This is a genomic window from Macrococcus hajekii (genome assembly GCF_004359505.1).
Taxonomy (GTDB): domain Bacteria; phylum Bacillota; class Bacilli; order Staphylococcales; family Staphylococcaceae; genus Macrococcus; species Macrococcus hajekii.
This window is the reverse complement of record NZ_SCWE01000001.1, coordinates 730,343-748,642: the sequence shown is the minus strand read 5'-3', so window position 1 is coordinate 748,642 and position 18,300 is coordinate 730,343. Positions and strand designations below refer to the sequence as shown.

The window sequence follows — 18,300 nt, the reverse complement described above, 5'->3', positions numbered from 1 at the left end:
TCCTTTTTATTTTACTCTCAGCTGATCGACTGCTTCTTTTGCAGGGTCGACGTAAATGGTAGATTGGTCTGTATATGTCACAAATCCTGGCTTAGCACCACTTGGCTTATGAACATGTTTGATCAATGTATAGTCAACAGGCACTGTTGCTGATTGACCGGCTTTTGAATAGTAGGCAGCAAGAAGTGCTGCATCCATCATATCCTGATCAGAGGGCTCTTTTGACATAATGACGACATGAGACCCTGGGATATCTTTCGTATGGAACCATGTATAATCTTTACGTGCGACTTTATGAGTCAGATAGTCATTCTGTAAATTGTTTTTACCGACTAATATTTCTGTTCCATCAGCTGACTGATATTTTTCCAGTTTGATTTTATCGTTTGACTTCTGTTTCTGTTTCTGACGTTTTCTCAGAAGGCCCTGCTCCATCAGCTCTTCACGCATACCTTCAATGTCATCATAAGTGATATAGGAAAGTTGTCCTTCCAATGTTTCCAGATAGTCGATTTCTCGCTTAGTTTCTTCAATCTGATTCGCTGCATGCACTTGACGTGTTTTCAGTTTATTGTACTGCTTATAATAATGCTGAGCGTTCTGAGCAGGTGTTTTACGCGGGTTAAGGGGTATCGTCACCTGTTCGTTCGTATAGTAGTTCAATGCTTCAAATTCTGACATCCCTTGTTTCAGCTGATACATATTTGCAGTGATGAGTTCGCCGTAGAGCTGAGCGTCATCCATCGTATTCGTCTCTTCCAGTTCGTGGATCAGCTTCGTCAGTTTCTTTCTGTCTTTCTGCAGGAGCTGTGTAATATGGCGGCTTAAATCGATACTGCGTGATTTAATACGTTCACGTTCACCGCGCTCATTGAAATAATGATCAAGCAGCTCAGATAGCGTATTAAACATCTGATCAGGAGATCCTAACGTTTCCAGCGGCATGAAATAAAAGTACTCTTTTGGCGGCTGATTATAATAGACAGGCTGTATATCACGCGTCTTGTGCATAAATATTTGAAAAGCCTGATCAATATCTGCATCCTGAGCGATTAATTCATCTATAGCGAGCGGGCTGAAGCCTTCAAGCTGATTTAGCAGCTGACGTCTCACGTTATCTGAGTCGATTAAATCCGATATTTTATCCAGCTCGTATGGATTTTTTTTCTGAGCAGTAGGGGGTTCCTCGTACTGGAAGCCGGGCATGATTGTTCTGGCGGCATTCGTATTGGGCGTTAAATGTTTCATACTGTCGAGTATTTTGTTGCCCTGATCGGTCAGGATGATATTGCTGTGTTTGCCCATCAGCTCAATGATCAGCCTTCTTTTTACACGGTCACCGATTTCATTTGTATTGTCGATATCAATAAAAACAATCCGGTCGTTACCGTGTTGTCTGAATAATTTGATGATACCACCTTCCAGATGTTTACGAAGTACACGCAGAAACATAGGGGGATCAAATGGATTGGGCGCTTTGCTCGCTGTCAGATGCAGGCGGGCAAAGTTTGGATGCGCTGATATCATCAGCTGCTGATTTTTGCGGTTGGAACGAACTGTCAGAATAACAGTCTGTGAGTCAGGTTGTGTGATTTTATTGATACGTCCTGAGACGAGAAATTGTAGTTCTTCTAATATTTTACTTGTGAATAATCCGTCGAAAGCCATTTCAGTCACCTCTTTTTTATATTTACTTAGTTTAACACTTGAACAGCATAATATGAAATGAAGCATGTATTTTTGAAAAAATTTATGTTACTCTTAATAATAATCAATTCAATGTAGAAAGGTCGTAACAATGGATACTGAAAAAGGTTTATTAATTGTTCTATCCGGTCCTTCCGGCGTGGGTAAGGGTACAGTCAGAAAAGCGATATTTGACGATCCTGATACTGATTTTGAATATTCAATCTCTATGACAACCCGCCATATACGTCCCGGTGAAGTGGACGGTCGTGATTATTTCTTTAAAGACCGTGAAACTTTTGAAGCGCTGGTTGCAGATGATGCATTCATCGAGTATGCTGAATATGTCGGTAATTATTACGGGACCCCGGTCCAGTATGTAAGAGATACGATGGACGCAGGCAAAGATGTATTTCTTGAGATTGAAGTGGAAGGGGCAAAACAAGTCCGTAAGAAATTCCCTGAAGCGTTGTTTATTTTCCTCGCACCTCCGACACTCGCCCATTTAGAAGAGCGTCTGATTGGTCGCGGCACTGAATCAAAGGATGTTATCGCCTACCGGATTTCAGAGGCACGTAAAGAAGTAGAGATGATGAACCTTTATGATTACGTCGTTGTCAACGATGAGATTGAACAGGCAAAACGTCAGATTCAGACGATTGTCGAAGCGGAACACCTTAAACGCGAACGGATTGAAGCCCGTTTTAGAAAAATGCTATTGGAGGCAAAAAAATAATGTTATATCCACCCCTTGATAAAATTAAAGAACATGTGAACTCAAAATATCTGATTGTCACACTTGCTGCTAAACGCGCACGTGAACTGCAGGATAACCCGGACTCAAATTTACTGGAACGTTATGTATCCTATAAACCAGTCGGCCAGGCACTTGAAGAAGTAGCTGCTGGCCGTATCCATATCGAGGAATAAGTCGGCTGCTGCCGGCTTTTTTGTTTGAATGAATTTAAGGTATAATAAATTGACTATTACTTTAGGAGGCCATCATGAAAATATTATTATGTGTCACAGGAGGGATTGCAGCCTATAAAGCAATCGACCTGACAAGTAAACTGGTGCAACGAAATCATGAGGTGAAGGTACTGATGACGCCTTCTGCACAGAAGTTCATTACACCACTGCCTTTTCAGGCGCTCAGTCGGCATGAGGTACATGTCGATATCTTTGACGAGACCAATCCTGAAGTGATTAAGCATATTGACCTTGCTGACTGGGCAGATATTAATATTGTCGCACCGGCTACCGCTTCAACGATTGGCAAGCTGGCAGCAGGTATCGCAGATAATATGGTGACGACGACTTTAATTGCTTCATCGAAACCGACATTTATTGCACCAGCCATGAACAGCAATATGTATCGTCATGCCGCTGTACAGCGTAATATGCAGGACCTCCGCGCTATGGACTATCACTTTATTGATCCGGGCAGCGGCTTTCTCGCCTGTGGCTATATTGCCGAGGGACGGATGTCGGAACCACTGGATATTATAGAGGCGGTTGAACAGTTTGAATCAACTGCGCACTACAACAATGATTTTGCAGGTAAAAAGATACTGGTGACAGCGGGACCGACTATCGAGAGAATCGATTCAGTGCGTTATTTAACGAATAATTCAACAGGTCGAATGGGTTATGCACTAGCACAGGCAGCAAGTCTGCGCGGAGCTGATGTCACCCTTGTATCGGGGCCAGTCCAGCTCCAAGTCCCAAACGGGGTTAGTGTGGTGATGATTGAGAGTGCAGCAGAGATGTTTGAGGCAGTGACGACGCGTATGGCAGATCAGGACATCATTATTAAAGCAGCAGCTGTCGCCGATTATACGACTGACAAGGTGACAGGTAAAATGAAGAAAAAAGACGAAGACCTGACGCTGACCCTTAGCCGGACTGAAGATATTCTTAAATATTTAGGTGACCATAAAGATGAACAGTATCTGGCAGGTTTTGCAGCAGAAACTGAACACGTGGCAATGTATGCAAAAGGAAAGCTTGAGAAAAAGAATGCAGATGTCATTATCGCTAATAACGTCGGAGATTCATCTATCGGTTTTAAATCGGACAGCAATGCAGTTGAGATGTTCTTTAAAAATGGGACGAGTCATATCATTCCTAAAATGTCGAAACTGGAAGTGGCACATGAAATATTAACTCAGATTAAGCGTGACCAAGATGTACGCTAAAGTTGTTGTTGATGTCAACGCCAAACGTGTTGATAAACTGTTTGACTATGCAGTACCGGAACAGCTCACGGACATACTGACTGTCGGTATGCGGGTTGTGGTTCCATTCGGACCAAGAAAGATTCAAGGGTACATCATTGAACTGGTTGATGAAATGCACGATAAACCGCTGAAGTCGATACTTCATATTCAGGACATGACACCTGAACTCAATCGTGAGCTGATTCAGCTGAGCGAATGGATGCAGCAGACTCATATCGCTAAAAGGATTGCGGTGCTGGATATTATGCTGCCACGCGCAGTGAAAGGTAAATATCATAAGGTGTACAGACTCGAAGAACCTGAGTCAATCAGCGATGAACTCTATCCAATGTTCAGTCAGAATATTGTACGCATTAATACGCTATCAGCAGATGATATCAAAGCGCTGCAACCTTATATCAAGGATGGCATCGTTACAGAAGATGTAGAAGTGAAGCAGCAGCAGAAAGTGAAGACTGTGAAGGCAGTCGAATGCAATGTTAGCAATCTGGACGATGCGCTGGATTCTTTGCGCAGTGATAAGCAGAAAAGCTGTTTAATGATGATTTATGATGAAGGGATGCTGACTTTAAAAGCATTAAAAGAACAAGGTTATTCGTCAGCAGTCGTCAATGGTCTGGTCGCAAAAAATATGCTGAAAAAAATTGACATTGAAGACAATCGAGATCCATACAGACACCGTGATTTTGTACAGGATTCAAAGAAAATATTACGCGATGAACAGCAGACAGCTTATACAGCAATCAGACAGGCGATTGATGAAGAGACGCATGAAGTTTTTCTGCTGCATGGTATCACAGGCAGTGGTAAGACAGAGGTATACTTACAGACGATTGCTGACGTCCTTGATAAAGGACAGAGTGCACTTATGCTTGTTCCTGAAATTGCTCTGACCCCTCAGATGGTGGAACGTTTTAAGGCGCGGTTCGGAGATCTGGTTGCTGTCATGCATTCAGGGCTTTCTATGGGAGAACGTTATGATGAATGGCGTAAAATCAGAAAAGGGGAAGCAAAAGTCTGTGTTGGAGCCCGTTCCAGTGTCTTTGCTCCGTTTGACAATTTAGGACTGATTATTATAGACGAGGAACACGAAGCAAGTTATAAACAGGAGGATTATCCGCGGTACCATGCGCGTGATATTGCGCTGTGGAGAGGTGATTACCATCACTGTCCTGTTATTTTAGGGAGTGCGACCCCCTCACTTGAAAGTTACGCGCGCGCAGAAAAAGGGGTTTACCGGTTACTGACACTGACGAAGCGAGCCAATCAGTTTCCTGTACCATCAGTGAATGTAGTCAATATGCGCGATGAGCTTGCGGCAGGGAATCGCTCGATGTTTTCAGAAGTCCTGGCATCGGCCATCAATGACCGTATACAAAAAGGTGAGCAGATCGTGCTTTTTCTAAACAGACGAGGGCATGCACAATTTCTATTATGCCGGGATTGCGGACACGTACCTAACTGCCCGAACTGCGATATCAGTCTTACGTATCATAAGGCGACCGATGAACTGAAATGCCATTACTGCGGCCATAAGGAGCATAAGCCCCTAACCTGTCCGAACTGTGATAGTGAACATATTCGTGAGATGGGTATCGGTACGCAGAAAGTAGAGGAACTGATTTATCAGCACTTTGAGGGTGCCAAGGTCATACGGATGGACAATGATACAACGTCACGGAAGGGTGCGCATGAACAACTGCTTGAAAAGTTTAAAAATCAGGAAGCGAATATTCTACTTGGTACTCAGATGATCGCAAAAGGACTGGATTTTCCGAATATTACGCTTGTCGGTGTACTGAATGCTGATACTATGCTCAATCTGCCTGATTTCAGAAGTAGTGAACGAACATTTCAGCTGCTGACTCAAGTGTCTGGACGTGCCGGGCGAGCGGATAAAGAAGGGCATGTTATTATCCAGACTTATAATCCTGAGCATTACGCCATTCAATACGCTAAAAATAATGATTTTCTTGGTTTTTACCGTGAAGAGATGAGCTATCGTAAAATAGGCAAGTACCCCCCTTATTATTATTTAATTAATCTGACGTTCAGTCACACTGATATGAAAGAAGTGCTCCTGGAAAGTAAACATATCCATCAGACACTGCTGAATCATCTATCGCCATCAAGCTATGTCTTAGGTCCTGCGCCTTGTGCAATTGCAAGAATCAATAATCAATACCGTTTTCAGATTATTATTAAATTTAAGTCTGAACCGGAATTACTCAAGGCGCTCACTTATCTGGATGATTATTATTATGACCAGTTTGTCAAAAATAAGTTTTCGCTAAGCATTGATATCAATCCGCAGATGCTGATGTAAGGGCAGCAGACATTCTCAGTTACTTGCTATCATAGAGTCTTTTGCCTTATACTAATATGATGCATATATAACGAAAAGAGGTCTTAAAATGACTGTAAAAAAACTAATTGACCAAAACGATCGTCTGCTGCACCGGGAAGTGAAGCAAGTGACGAAATTCGATCGCTCACTACAGCAGCTGATCATGGACTTGGAAGATACGATGTTTGAATTTAATGGTGTCGGCATCGCAGCGCCTCAAATTGGTGTTGATTTAAAAGTTGCTCTTGTTGATATGGAGGAAGATGGCATACTTCAGCTGATTAACCCTGTCATCACCCATTATTCTGAAGAGGTAGAGTCAGATGTAGAAGGCTGTCTCAGCCTGCCTGATATATTCGGAGAAGTGCCAAGAAGCACAAAAATTGAACTGAAAGGTAACGACCTAAAAGGAAATGTCGTTGAGATGACGGCATTCGATGATATCGCTCGCGTTATACAGCATGAGGTTGACCATCTGTACGGTCATCTCTTCACTGAGAAAATGACGCGCAGTGTCAGTCTATCAGAACTGGAGGAGATGTATAATGACTAGAATTATTTTTATGGGTACACCGGATTTCTCAAGTCCGATACTTGAAGCGGTTGCAGAACAATCTGAGGTAATCGCTGTTGTCACACAACCGGATAAACCAGTTGGCCGCAAAAAAGTCATGACACCGCCACCAGTTAAAGTGACCGCTGAAAGATTAGGCATCGAGGTTCTTCAGCCGGTTAAACTATCAGGTTCTGATGAACTGAGACACATGATTGAATTGAAACCGGACTTAATTATTACAGCTGCCTATGGACAGCTGTTACCGGAAGTTTTATTGAATACACCGGAACTCGGCTGTATCAATGTGCATGCGAGCCTGCTGCCGAAATACCGCGGCGGTGCACCCATCCATTATGCTATTATAAACGGCGAGTCTGAGACCGGTGTCTCCATTATGTATATGGCGAAAAAACTGGATGCAGGAGATGTGATCAGTCAGCGTGCCATTCCGATAGAGCAGCACGATAATGTAGGCTCCCTGCATGACAAACTGTCTGCACTCGGCGTCACGCTCTTACTTGAAACATTGCCGAGCATTATTGACGGTACAAATGCGCGTACTCCTCAGGATGAAGCACACGTTTCTTTTGCTTCTAATATCAACCGTCAAGATGAATGGGTCACATTCGATCGTCCCGCATCAGTTGTCCATAATCACATAAGGGGTCTATCACCATGGCCGGTCGGTTATGCAAAACTTTACGGGCAGAATATGAAGTTCTGGTCGGCAGAACGAGCAGAAGGACAAGGTAAACCGGGTGAAATTCTGGCTGCAGATAAAGAAGGGATTGTAGTGGCGGCGAGTGAGGGAGCGATTAGACTCACTGAAGTTCAACCAGCAGGTAAGAAGAAAATGAATGCAGGTGATTTCGCTGCTGGTCGTAAGGACTTGAAAGGAATGGTGTTCAATGGATAAGAATGTCAGAGCTGTCGCGCTGGATATCCTTGATAAGGTTCTTGCGGAGGGTGGATACAGTAATTTACTGATCAATGAAGCCATCAAACAGGATAAAGTAGAGGAGAAAGACCGTGCTCTACTCACTGAACTTGTTTACGGAACATTGCAGCATAAGCTGACACTGGAATATTATATCGAGCCTTTCATTAAGGCGAATTTAAAAGGCTGGATGAAGCGTCTGTTACTCATGAGTGTCTACCAAGCTATCTATCTGACTAAAATTCCTGATCACGCCATCATCAATGAAGCTGTGGAAATTACTAAGCGCCGTGGCAGTGTGACAGGCGCCAAGACGATGAATGCCATTCTGCGCAACTTCCAGCGCAATGATTTACGATCACTTGATGATATTAAAGACGATCTTAAACGACTGAGCATAGAGACAAGTACACCATTATGGCTGGTTAAACATTGGAAGACTCATTTCGGTTTAGAAGTGACTGAAAAAATTTGTCGCAATCTGCTGGAGCGTCCTGATACGAGTGTACGTGTTAATACGACACGATTATCAGTTGCTGACGCTATTGAAAGATTGACTACTGAAGGCTATCAAGTCCGTCAATCAGATATTGTGGCTGAATGTCTGTTTATTGAAGGTCCACCCATCGTACAGACAAGGCTCTTTAAAGACGGACTTGTCTCTATCCAGGATGCATCAAGTATGCTGGTCGCCCATATTATGGACCCTCAGCCTGAGGACGCCATTCTTGATACGTGCAGTGCGCCGGGCGGGAAAACTTGTCATATGGCTGAACGACTGAATCAGACCGGACATATCGATGCGCATGATATTCATGAACACAAGCTTGAACTGATTGATTTTAATTTACGCAAACTGCGACTGACTAATGTTGAGATATCGCTTCATGATGCACGGGCACCATTTGAGAAATTATATGATAAAGTGCTGGTCGATGCACCGTGCAGTGGCCTCGGTGTAGCGAAGCGCAAACCGGAAATTAAATACGAGAAGTCACCTAAAGATATCGACAACCTCTGGCCACTGCAGCTGGATATTCTGAAGAATGCAGCAGAGGCAGTGAAACCAGGAGGTCTGATGATTTATTCCACATGTACCATTGAACAGATGGAAAATGAAAACGTAGTCTATTCATTCATAAAAGAAAATAAGGATTTTGAAATAGAACCGATTGAGCTCGGAGGAGAGACCCACAAAACATTGCAGATTCTACCGCATGACTTTAATGCAGATGGATTCTTCATTGCTAAGCTCAGAAGAAAGGACGTGTCATAATGGCATTGCTCGAAAAAAAGAAAAATAAATTTTTACCTAACTTTGATAAACCCTCAATCTACTCACTGCAGCTGGATGAACTGAAAGACTGGCTGGCTGATCATAAGCAGCAAGGATTCCGTGCCAAACAGATCTTTGACTGGCTTTACGTAAAACGCGTGACATCATTTGAAGAGATGACCAATCTCTCTAAAGAATTACGCGAACTTCTGGCTGAACATTACGTCATGACAACGCTCAAAACAGTAGTTAAACAGGAGAGTAAGGACGGCACGATCAAATTTTTATTTGAACTGCAGGATGGTTATACGATTGAAACGGTACTGATGCGTCACGATTACGGCAATTCTGTCTGTGTCACGACACAGGTGGGCTGCCGAATTGGTTGTACATTCTGTGCCAGTACGCTCGGGGGACTAAAACGAAACCTTGAAGCGGGAGAGATTGTGGCGCAAGTATTGAACGTTCAGATGGCACTTGATGAATCAGAGGAACGCGTCAGTCATGTTGTTATCATGGGGATTGGTGAACCGTTTGAAAATTATGAAGAGATGATGGACTTTCTAAAAATCATCAACCATGACAACGGGCTTAATATTGGCGCTAGACATATTACAGTTTCTACGTCTGGTGTTGTACCACGTATCTATGATTTTGCGGATGAAGAGCTGCAAATCAATTTTGCACTCAGTCTGCACGCAGCGGATAATGAGGTTCGTTCAAGACTGATGCCGATTAACCGTGCATATGACCTGGATAAGCTGATGCCGGCTATTGAATACTATACAGAGAAGACGGGCAGACGGATTACATTTGAATACGGTCTTTTCGGCGGTGTCAATGATCAGATTCATCATGCGAGAGAACTTGCAAAACTGATTAAGCATCTGAACTGTCATGTCAATTTAATCCCGGTCAATCATGTTCCAGAACGTGATTACGTCCGTACGCCAAAAGAAGATATCTTCAAGTTTGAGAAGGAACTAAAACGCAATGGTATCAATGCAACGATTAGACGTGAGCATGGCTCAGATATCGATGCGGCATGTGGTCAGTTAAGAGCGAAAGAACGTCAAGAAGAAACGAGGTAAGTGATAATGGAGGCACGCTTTTTTACAGATACAGGTCGTACCCGTGCCTGCAATGAAGATGCTGGTGGCGTATTTATCAATCATACAGGTCAGAAACTTCTGGTCATCTGTGATGGCATGGGCGGACATAGTGGTGGAGACATTGCCAGTGAATTTGTAGCTACACGTTTGAAACATGCTTTCGAATCTGAAAATCTGATTGAACTACATCAAGCAGAAGACTGGCTGAAGCAGCAGATCGCGGATATTAATCGGCAGCTTTATGATGAAGCACATGAGGACATGACTTATCAAGGCATGGGCACTACTTTAGTGGCAGCCATGCTGTTTGAAGATAAAATCATCATTGCGAATATCGGTGATTCACGGGGCTATTTAATCAATGAACGAGAGATGCGACAGATCACAATTGATCATACATTTGTGCAGCATCTGGTGATGGCGGGCGAATTATCTAAAGAAGAAGCAGCGTGCCATCCACAGCGTAATATGATTACAAGAGTGGTCGGTACAGACCGCCGTGTGATACCGGATATATTCACTTATCACCTTCATCGGTACGACTATATATTACTTTCCTCAGATGGTCTGACAGACTATACAGCTGAAAGTAAAATTCATGAACTGTTAAGTCAGCCGCTTGCACTGGATGAAAAAGGCGATGCCTTACTTCAGCTAGCTCTGAGCAGTGAAGCGAGAGATAATATCTCCTTCGTGCTATGTGAACTTGGGGGTGCTGACTAATGCTCGGCCAGACAATCGGTAAACGTTACAAATTAATCAGTCTTATCGGTGGAGGCGGTATGAGTCAGGTCTACCTTGCTGATGACCTGATTCTCAATCAGCAGGTGGCCGTCAAAGTCATTACCATTCCGGCACATGACAGAGAAAGAACGATTCAGCGTTTTGAGAGAGAAGTTGAAAATGCGACAACTCTCAGCCATCCGAATATCGTTAAAGTCATCGATGTGGATGAAGATGATCATCATTATTATTTAGTGATGGAATATATCGACGGACCGACTCTGTCAGATTACATTCATCAGCAAGGGAAGCTGACGGTAGAAGAAGCTATCCTGTTTACGAAACAAATATTACGGGGTATCGGTCATGCCCATCAACATATGATTATTCATCGTGACATTAAGCCGCAGAATATTCTGCTGACGAAAGACCATGTACTGAAAGTGACAGATTTCGGCATTGCACGTGCACTCAGTGAAACGGCCATGACACAGACCAACCATATTATGGGATCAGTGCATTATCTGTCTCCAGAACAAGCTAAAGGGAAAGATATCGATGAGTCATCAGATATTTATGCCATCGGTGTCGTGCTGTATGAGATGCTGACGGGTCGACCTCCATTTGAAGGGGAGTCAGCAGTCAGTATAGCGATTAAGCAGATTCAGGAACCACTACCTGCTGTTAACGATGTGCCGCAGAGTATAGAGAATGTCATTATCAAGGCAACGTTGAAGGAAAAGTATAGACGTTACCGTACGACAGAAGCGATGTATGAAGATATTTCGACTGCCTTGGATGAAACACGCCGAAAAGAACAGCGTTTTAAAGTAGTGGATGATGAGACGAGAATGATTCCAGTAGTTAAGACTGTACCAAAACAACCGGAAGAAAAAGAAGAGAAAGCTCAGCCGAAAGTGACTCACGAACCTCGTAAAAGAAACCGATTTCTTATGCTTCTATTACCGCTTCTCGCTTTATTACTATTTATGGGTGCAACGCTTGCATATATGATGTCGCCCAAAATGAGCTTTATACCTGATGTTACCGGCAAAACTATGGCTGAGGCAACAGCTTTACTTGCAGATGAACATTTAAGTAAAGGGACTGTCAGCAAACAATTCTCCAATCAATATGATGAAGGCAGAATCATTTCCACTTCTCCTTCAGGTGGCGAAAAGGTCAAGGAACTGACCAAGATTAATCTCATCGTATCGAAAGGTAAAGAAACCTATAAGATAAAAGATTATCAAGGGCAGGATATCGAAACAGTTAAAGAGAGTCTCTATAAAGCAGGATTCAGTAAAGTGAAAGTTAAAGAAGAAGCCAGCGAGCAGACCGGCGGAACAATCCTCAGCCAGGATATGGAGGCGGGAAAAGAAGTGGAACCAGGACAGACCACTATAGAATTTACAGTCTCTAAAGGATTAGATGATTTCTATATCGGAGATTATAGAGGTCAGAGTTATCAAGCAATTAAAAAGCAGCTGCAGGATCAAGGGATGAATGTCAGAATGAATAACTCAGTCTATGATGCACGTGTGGCTGCCGGTCATATCGTAAATCAAAGTGCGGTCTATATGATGATGCCTATTGGTTCAACGGTTACTTTTGATGTTTCTAAAGGGCCAGAAGCAACGACTGAAAAACCAACCACTGAGAAGCCGACGACTGAATCTACTTCTGAGAAGCCGACGACTGAAAAACCAACGACAGAGACACCTGAAACAGCCGCACCGGATTTAACTAAAACCTATACATCAACTGTTCTTGTACCATATGGCGGCACATATGCGGACACCGCTAAAACAGGAAAACAGAACATTGAAGTTTTTGTCGGTGATCAGAACAATCAGATCAGTAAGGTTTATCAGAGTTTAACGACTGAAGGTGATGAAACGATAACCATACCGATGTCTATCGCTGAAGGGAAAGAAGGCTCATACATTATCAAAGTAGACGGCAAGGTGTTTCAGCAGGAAACAATTGATTATAATGATATTTAAAAATGGAAATTCCTTAAAGGAATTTCCATTTTTTATTAATATTCATCCGGGTGGACATCAGTGTCATTCGGCACAAATAATGAGATGACAAAGTAAAGGAAGAAGGTCGGGATATGTACTGTGAGAAACGAAACAAGAATGAATATTACGCGGACTACTGTGGCATCCATATTGAAATAGCGTGCGGTACCTCCGAGTAAACCAGTTAAGTAACGATCTGTAGTGGAACGGGTTAATCTTTTCTTCATTGATATCACTCCTTTTTTATAGTTTATGATAAAAAATGATATTTTACTAATGATAAACTATTTTACAAATTCTCTGATATTTAATGTATGAGTTCAATGTTTTAGGGGTAGTAGATTAGAAGTATAATAGAATGTGGAACGGGGGGCAGTGATGCAGCAGTATTTGACGATATTCAAAGAAGTAAGAGGCATTCTTGAACAGCAAGGCTTAAAAGATGAAGCAATCAGTGATAACTATCAGTCTATTTTCACGAAATTAAATCCTAACCCATTCACTTTTCAGCAGGTGATGGTAGATTATTTATCCGAGTTCGGTGTGAAATCTCTGGATTTTGTAGATCAGACATTCTGGTCTAACGGTATCCGGGTCAGACGGTCAGAAAAGGGGCTTATAGTTACAGCAGTCACTGGAGACAACCGCTTCGTTGTAGGCGATAAGATTACTCATTTATCAGGAGATTCAGTTCAGCAACTATCTGACCGCTATCAGAAACTGCTTTTCAATGAGCTGGTCGACAGACAGGACTGGCTGCCGATATTAAAAAAACAGCATTCGGCTGCTTTACTGAGAGGGGATCAGACATATACGTTCGACCTAAAAGCATTCGATGAGAATGGAGAAACAGAGGTCTATAAACGAAATGGTTTCACTGAAGTCATCGTCCATCATGTACGTGATTTTTATCATTACTTGATGTCAGCATCAGGACCCCAGCTCATTGATATTCGCAATGCATACGGAGTGATGACTGAGACACGTATTGATGAGATGACTGAAAAGCTTCCTGTTCATTCCATCGTTCTCATCGATGCGCTCACTAAAGGGAGTGCTGAACGTTTTGCATCTAAGCTGGATAAGAAGCAGCTGGTTGGCCAGGAAACATACGGTCAAGCCGGTATACTCAATAAAAAAAGGCTGGATGATCAATTCTTCATTTATCCTGAAAGTAAAGACAGCACAGTCGAACCGGGAACTATGGTAAAATTAAGCAGTGATATTGATACAATCAGAAATAAGGGAATAGAACAATTAAATCGTTGACAGGAGGAACTATAAATGGCTAAACGTATTCCAAAAGTAAAAGGTTTTGATCAAACACTGAATGTGATCAAGGAAGGCTATGAATTTATCCCGAACCGTACAAAAAAATTCAATTCTAATGTATTTGAAATGCGTGTGTTAGGGGGCAAGCGCGCCATCGTTATCAGTGGTAAAGAGGCAGCTGAGCTCTTCTATGATAACGAAAAAATTGAGCGTCAGGGCACTTTGCCGAAACGTATCGTTAAAACGTTGTTTGGTAAAGGCGCAATCCATACGACGACAGGTGCTAAGCATAAAGACAGAAAATCATTATTTATGTCATTGATGACTGAAAATAATCTGGAATATTTACGTAAATTAACACGTAACTACTGGTTTGAGGATACTGCACGCCTTCAAAGTAAGGAACAGGTGAATGTATTTGAGGAATCTACTCTTGTCCTCCTGAAAGTAGCTTTCAGATTTGCTGATGTGCCTTTTGATACACCGGAGCGCATGGAACAGTTCGCGAAAGACATGAATTCTATGGTTGATTCATTTGGTTCAATCGGTACGGTCTACAGCGGCTATAAAAAAGCACGTGATGCACGTACGCGTGTTGAAGATTATCTTGAGAAACAGATCAAGTTAACGCGGAAAGGTAAGCTGTTCCCTGAAGAAGGGTCAGGTTTATATGAGTTCAGTCACTGGAAAGATATGAATGGCAAACAGATGGATTCTCGTCTTGCAGCTATTGACTTAATGAACACGATTCGTCCACTCGTTGCAATCAACCGTTTTATCTCATTCGGTGTACTTGCGATGCATGAGTTCCCAGGAGAACGTGTGAAGGTTGCAGAGGACGACAACAGTTATGCATATAAATTTGTACAGGAAATTCGTCGTTACTACCCATTCGTGCCATTCCTGCCAGGTAAAGTGAAACAGAACTTTACGTTTGATGGCTATAAATTCGATAAAGAGACAATGGTGATTATGGATATCTTCGGTACATTGCATAGTGAATCATTATGGAACAATGCTGAACAGTTCTACCCAGAACGTTTTGAAAACTGGGATGGCAGTCCATTTGATCTTATCCCTCAAGGTGGCGGTGACTACTATACAAATCACCGTTGTGCCGGTGAATGGATGACGATCATCATCATGGAAGAGACGATGAAATATTTTGCACGTGAAATCCAGTATGATGTTCCAGCTCAGGACTTCACAGTTAACCGCCAGAAATTACCGGGTCAGGTGAAAAGTGGTATGATTATTGAAAATATCCGCAATAATTTTGACCGTCGACGTTAAGGGTCAATTAAAAAACATCGTTAAATTATTTAACGATGTTTTTTACATTTTAATATTCAACTTCTCCGTGCCAGTTATCCATGCCGCCTTGAACATTTGTCACATCATAACCTTTATCGTGCAGATAATCAGCAGCTTTCTGAGAACGGCCGCCTTTTTGGCAGATGATATAGTAACTGTTGTCTTTACTCAGTGAATCTGCTCGTTCTTCCAGTTCAGATAGTGGATAATTAAATGCTTCTTTAACGTGTCCAGCTGCAAATTCATCTTTTTCGCGTACATCAATCAGCACATCATCAGTCCCTGCTTGAAGTGTTTCCTGTAATGCATCTGTCGTCACTGATTTTATTGTCAAAACAATCACCTCTTAAATTTATTTGTTGCTGATTTAAGTATACAGAAAGGAGAGGCGTAATATCAAAAAAAGGGGATTGCACATTGCGTATGACAGGCATATGATATGTAAAGCACTTTAAAATTAAATTAAGAGGTCAGATATGAAAACTGAAAATAGCTCTAAACGTTTTAAGCTTGCGATGATGCTCATTGCGATCGGAATTGTTTATGGTGATATCGGGACATCTCCTTTATACGTCATGAAAGCAATCGTTGAAACGAACGGTGGTATTGAAGATTTTGGTACGAACAATGTCTTCAAAGTACAGCTTATACTGGGCTTCAGAATACATCAGAATGTCAACCTCTATATTAAACAGATCGCGCATTCCATGCTGCAAAAAGGCTGCATACCTGAACAGAAAAGAACATATGGCACTAATCCGTCGATGAAGGTAGCGGACTTCTCCTGTATTATTCTGCAGGATGAACTGCCAATCGATGCGAAGATTGCATGGCGTGATCGACTGATTGTTGAGGCTAAGATTTTTCTTAAACGTTTTACTGCCTCACCGATTCGCTGGTTCGAACTGCCGTCTAATGAAGTTCATTATGAAGTGGTGCCGATTTCGATGTCGACTTATAAGTCCCCGCCGATTAAACAGGTCAAACGAACGAAGAAATAATGATAGAGCGATTGCCTTTTTTGAGGCAATCGCTCTTTTTAACTTCTGATCTGATGGGTTTGCTCAATGAGTACGCCATCATCCAGCATCAATAGTCGGTCCGCTATTGAAAAGAGACGCTGGTCATGTGTAATCATGATACAGATAGTGCGGGATGATTGTACGCGACTTTTTAACATTTCAACTACTTCAAAAGCACGTTCTTTGTCAAGACTCGCTGTCGGTTCATCCGCCAGTATTATTTTAGGATTATTCATAAAAGCTCTGGCAATAGCAGTCCGCTGTTTCTCGCCGCCAGATAATTTATTTGGAAATGACTGGGCACGATGACTAAGTCCAAAATCATGCAGCAATGCAGCAGCACGTTGTTCAGCATCACACAGACTGACACCCTTTTCTTCTGCGACAGATATCAGTTGATCCTTAACATTTAAGTAGGGAAGGAGATGGGATGACTGAAAGATAAATCCGATATCATGGAGGCGCATCGAGGTCATCTCTTTAGTGGATAGATCATTCCAGCTTCTGCCGTTAAGTTCGATCGTGCCTGTCGTGGGTGTAAGCAGCCCTCCAATAATAGTCAGAAGTGTACTTTTGCCTGAGCCAGAGGAGCCATGTAGAATAACCATTTCCCCGTCATTTACTTCGAGATCAATGCCTTTTAAAACAGGTGTTGCAGTTTCACCGTGGCCATAAGTTTTAGTCATTTGATTGATGGTTAACATATTATTCGCCTCCTAATGCAAGTTGTGGATCGATACGAATGACTTTGATCAGCGACAGCAGAGCGCCTGCCAATCCGACAATAAAGAATAGCATAACCAGTATTAAAATCAGCTGATTATTAATATGGAAGGGCATCGTCACGGGTAGCTGTGCAGCAATCAAGTAAGTGAGAGCAATAGCTGTCAACACCCCTATCGAGGTGATGATCATAATTTCGATAAGAATCATTACTGCTATTTTTTTGTTCTTGAATCCGATTGCTTTCAGTATGCCGTACTCGGTTGTTTTCTGGATTGTAATGACATAGAAGAATGCTGCGATAACAATCGCAGAGATTACAAAAAGAAAGATAATCATTAAGTTGAGTGGTAACTGTTCTGCCTCGTAGCTTGCTATTCCTTTTTTTAGCTCTTGATCTGTGATAACTTCTGCCTCTTTAAGTCCAGAGATCTGAGGTGATTTAAGGATTGCCACATTCGGTTTGATGTCTGGATTGATACGTTTGAGACCTGGCGCCGTCATATAACCTACTGCGGTGTGTGCGTACATATTATCCTTAACGAACCCGGTAATTTTAAAATGCACTTCTTTATTTTTAACTTTCATCGTATCATTCAGCTTGAAGTCCTGTTTAAGTGACTCGTCTATCGCAATCTCATCTTCATTCACAGGCAGACGGCCTGCAATAAGTTGTGGATTTGCCCCTTTCATATAGACCGCAGCAACGCTTTTATTGCTTTCAAATGCAACCATCTGCATAGTTAAGAGCGGGATATGACGGCTGGTTAATAGGTGAGTATCATGATCACTTAATGAAGATGCTGTGAGTGAATGATCTGCCTCTTGATTGATGACATAATGACTTGAGTCAAGATGTTCGATGAATGAGATATTATCTTTTGCAAGTCCCTGTGCTAAACTTGAAACAAAGAGGACAAGGAATGCCAGCAGAAACAGAATCGCCGTAATCATGGCATATTTAAACTTATAGTACTTCAGTTCTTTCAGTGCGAGTTTCATTGTTTTACACCCTTTCTTTTTATCTATAACTTTATAATAAGCATGCAATATGAACGGAATATG

The 18,300-nt window shown here is 42.2% G+C and carries 18 protein-coding genes; 13 read left to right on the top strand and 5 right to left on the bottom strand.

Going from position 1 to position 18,300, the window contains the following annotated elements; genetic code table 11:
* Nucleotides 1-6: 6 nt before the first annotated feature.
* Nucleotides 7-1,668 (bottom strand): Rqc2 family fibronectin-binding protein, encoded by a 1,662-nt coding sequence (locus tag ERX37_RS03970; RefSeq protein WP_133429336.1) that lies wholly within the window; start codon nucleotides 1,666-1,668, stop codon nucleotides 7-9.
* Between the two features lie 130 nt (nucleotides 1,669-1,798).
* On the opposite strand from ERX37_RS03970, the gene gmk reads away from it, so the two are divergent.
* From gmk to pknB, 10 genes are all read left to right on the top strand, one after another.
* Nucleotides 1,799-2,422 carry a guanylate kinase gene (gmk, locus tag ERX37_RS03965; protein WP_133429335.1) on the top strand — a complete coding sequence of 208 codons (624 nt, stop codon included), beginning with the start codon at nucleotides 1,799-1,801 and terminating at the stop codon, nucleotides 2,420-2,422.
* Nucleotides 2,422-2,616 (top strand): DNA-directed RNA polymerase subunit omega, encoded by a 195-nt coding sequence (gene rpoZ / locus ERX37_RS03960; RefSeq protein ID WP_133429334.1) that lies wholly within the window; start codon nucleotides 2,422-2,424, stop codon nucleotides 2,614-2,616. The genes gmk and rpoZ overlap by 1 nt, the downstream gene beginning before the upstream one ends.
* A 71-nt stretch (nucleotides 2,617-2,687) precedes the next feature.
* Nucleotides 2,688-3,884: a bifunctional phosphopantothenoylcysteine decarboxylase/phosphopantothenate--cysteine ligase CoaBC gene (gene coaBC, locus ERX37_RS03955; RefSeq protein ID WP_133429333.1), complete on the top strand. Its 1,197-nt coding sequence runs from the start codon at nucleotides 2,688-2,690 to the stop codon at nucleotides 3,882-3,884.
* Nucleotides 3,874-6,252 carry a primosomal protein N' gene (gene priA, locus ERX37_RS03950; protein ID WP_133429332.1) on the top strand — a complete coding sequence of 793 codons (2,379 nt, stop codon included), beginning with the start codon at nucleotides 3,874-3,876 and terminating at the stop codon, nucleotides 6,250-6,252. Before coaBC ends, priA begins: the two co-directional genes overlap by 11 nt.
* Before the next feature lie 88 nt (nucleotides 6,253-6,340).
* Nucleotides 6,341-6,826 (top strand): peptide deformylase, encoded by a 486-nt coding sequence (gene def / locus ERX37_RS03945; protein WP_133429331.1) that lies wholly within the window; start codon nucleotides 6,341-6,343, stop codon nucleotides 6,824-6,826.
* Nucleotides 6,819-7,745, top strand: coding sequence for a methionyl-tRNA formyltransferase (gene fmt, locus ERX37_RS03940; protein WP_133429330.1), 927 nt, complete (start codon nucleotides 6,819-6,821; stop codon nucleotides 7,743-7,745). The genes def and fmt overlap by 8 nt, the downstream gene beginning before the upstream one ends.
* Complete coding sequence (gene rsmB, locus ERX37_RS03935; protein ID WP_133429329.1) at nucleotides 7,738-9,042, top strand: 16S rRNA (cytosine(967)-C(5))-methyltransferase RsmB; 1,305 nt, start codon at nucleotides 7,738-7,740, stop codon at nucleotides 9,040-9,042. The genes fmt and rsmB overlap by 8 nt, the downstream gene beginning before the upstream one ends.
* Entirely contained in the window at nucleotides 9,042-10,133 is a 1,092-nt protein-coding gene (rlmN, locus tag ERX37_RS03930) for a dual-specificity RNA methyltransferase RlmN (RefSeq protein WP_373282922.1), read from the top strand. The genes rsmB and rlmN overlap by 1 nt, the downstream gene beginning before the upstream one ends.
* 3 nt (nucleotides 10,134-10,136) lie before the next feature.
* On the top strand, nucleotides 10,137-10,877 hold the full coding sequence (locus ERX37_RS03925) for a Stp1/IreP family PP2C-type Ser/Thr phosphatase (protein WP_133429671.1): 741 nt from the start codon (nucleotides 10,137-10,139) through the stop codon (nucleotides 10,875-10,877).
* A complete protein-coding gene (pknB, locus tag ERX37_RS03920; protein ID WP_133429327.1) occupies nucleotides 10,877-12,883 on the top strand; it encodes a Stk1 family PASTA domain-containing Ser/Thr kinase in 2,007 nt (668 codons plus the stop codon). Before ERX37_RS03925 ends, pknB begins: the two co-directional genes overlap by 1 nt.
* Before the next feature lie 35 nt (nucleotides 12,884-12,918).
* On the opposite strand, the gene ERX37_RS03915 is transcribed toward pknB, so the two are convergent.
* A complete protein-coding gene (locus ERX37_RS03915) occupies nucleotides 12,919-13,131 on the bottom strand; it encodes a PspC domain-containing protein (RefSeq protein ID WP_133429326.1) in 213 nt (70 codons plus the stop codon).
* A 151-nt stretch (nucleotides 13,132-13,282) separates the two neighbouring features.
* Here ERX37_RS03915 and ERX37_RS03910 point away from each other — a divergent pair, with 151 nt between their 5' ends.
* Together ERX37_RS03910 and ERX37_RS03905 are read left to right on the top strand one after the other, a co-directional pair.
* On the top strand, nucleotides 13,283-14,173 hold the full coding sequence (locus tag ERX37_RS03910; protein WP_133429325.1) for a hypothetical protein: 891 nt from the start codon (nucleotides 13,283-13,285) through the stop codon (nucleotides 14,171-14,173).
* Between the two features lie 15 nt (nucleotides 14,174-14,188).
* Nucleotides 14,189-15,469: a cytochrome P450 gene (locus ERX37_RS03905; RefSeq protein WP_133429324.1), complete on the top strand. Its 1,281-nt coding sequence runs from the start codon at nucleotides 14,189-14,191 to the stop codon at nucleotides 15,467-15,469.
* A gap of 49 nt (nucleotides 15,470-15,518) precedes the next feature.
* On the opposite strand, the gene ERX37_RS03900 is transcribed toward ERX37_RS03905, so the two are convergent.
* Nucleotides 15,519-15,824, bottom strand: coding sequence for a rhodanese-like domain-containing protein (locus ERX37_RS03900; RefSeq protein WP_306440568.1), 306 nt, complete (start codon nucleotides 15,822-15,824; stop codon nucleotides 15,519-15,521).
* A gap of 142 nt (nucleotides 15,825-15,966) precedes the next feature.
* Between ERX37_RS03900 and ERX37_RS03895 the strand changes: the two genes are divergently transcribed.
* Nucleotides 15,967-16,491, top strand: coding sequence for a KUP/HAK/KT family potassium transporter (locus ERX37_RS03895; RefSeq protein ID WP_133429323.1), 525 nt, complete (start codon nucleotides 15,967-15,969; stop codon nucleotides 16,489-16,491).
* A 38-nt stretch (nucleotides 16,492-16,529) separates the two neighbouring features.
* Here the strand turns inward: ERX37_RS03895 and ERX37_RS03890 are convergent, their stop codons facing one another.
* Nucleotides 16,530-17,216 (bottom strand): ABC transporter ATP-binding protein, encoded by a 687-nt coding sequence (locus ERX37_RS03890; protein ID WP_133429322.1) that lies wholly within the window; start codon nucleotides 17,214-17,216, stop codon nucleotides 16,530-16,532.
* Nucleotide 17,217: 1 nt separating this feature from the next.
* Nucleotides 17,218-18,237, bottom strand: coding sequence for an ABC transporter permease (locus ERX37_RS03885; protein WP_133429321.1), 1,020 nt, complete (start codon nucleotides 18,235-18,237; stop codon nucleotides 17,218-17,220).
* Between the last annotated feature and the right edge of the window lie 63 nt (nucleotides 18,238-18,300).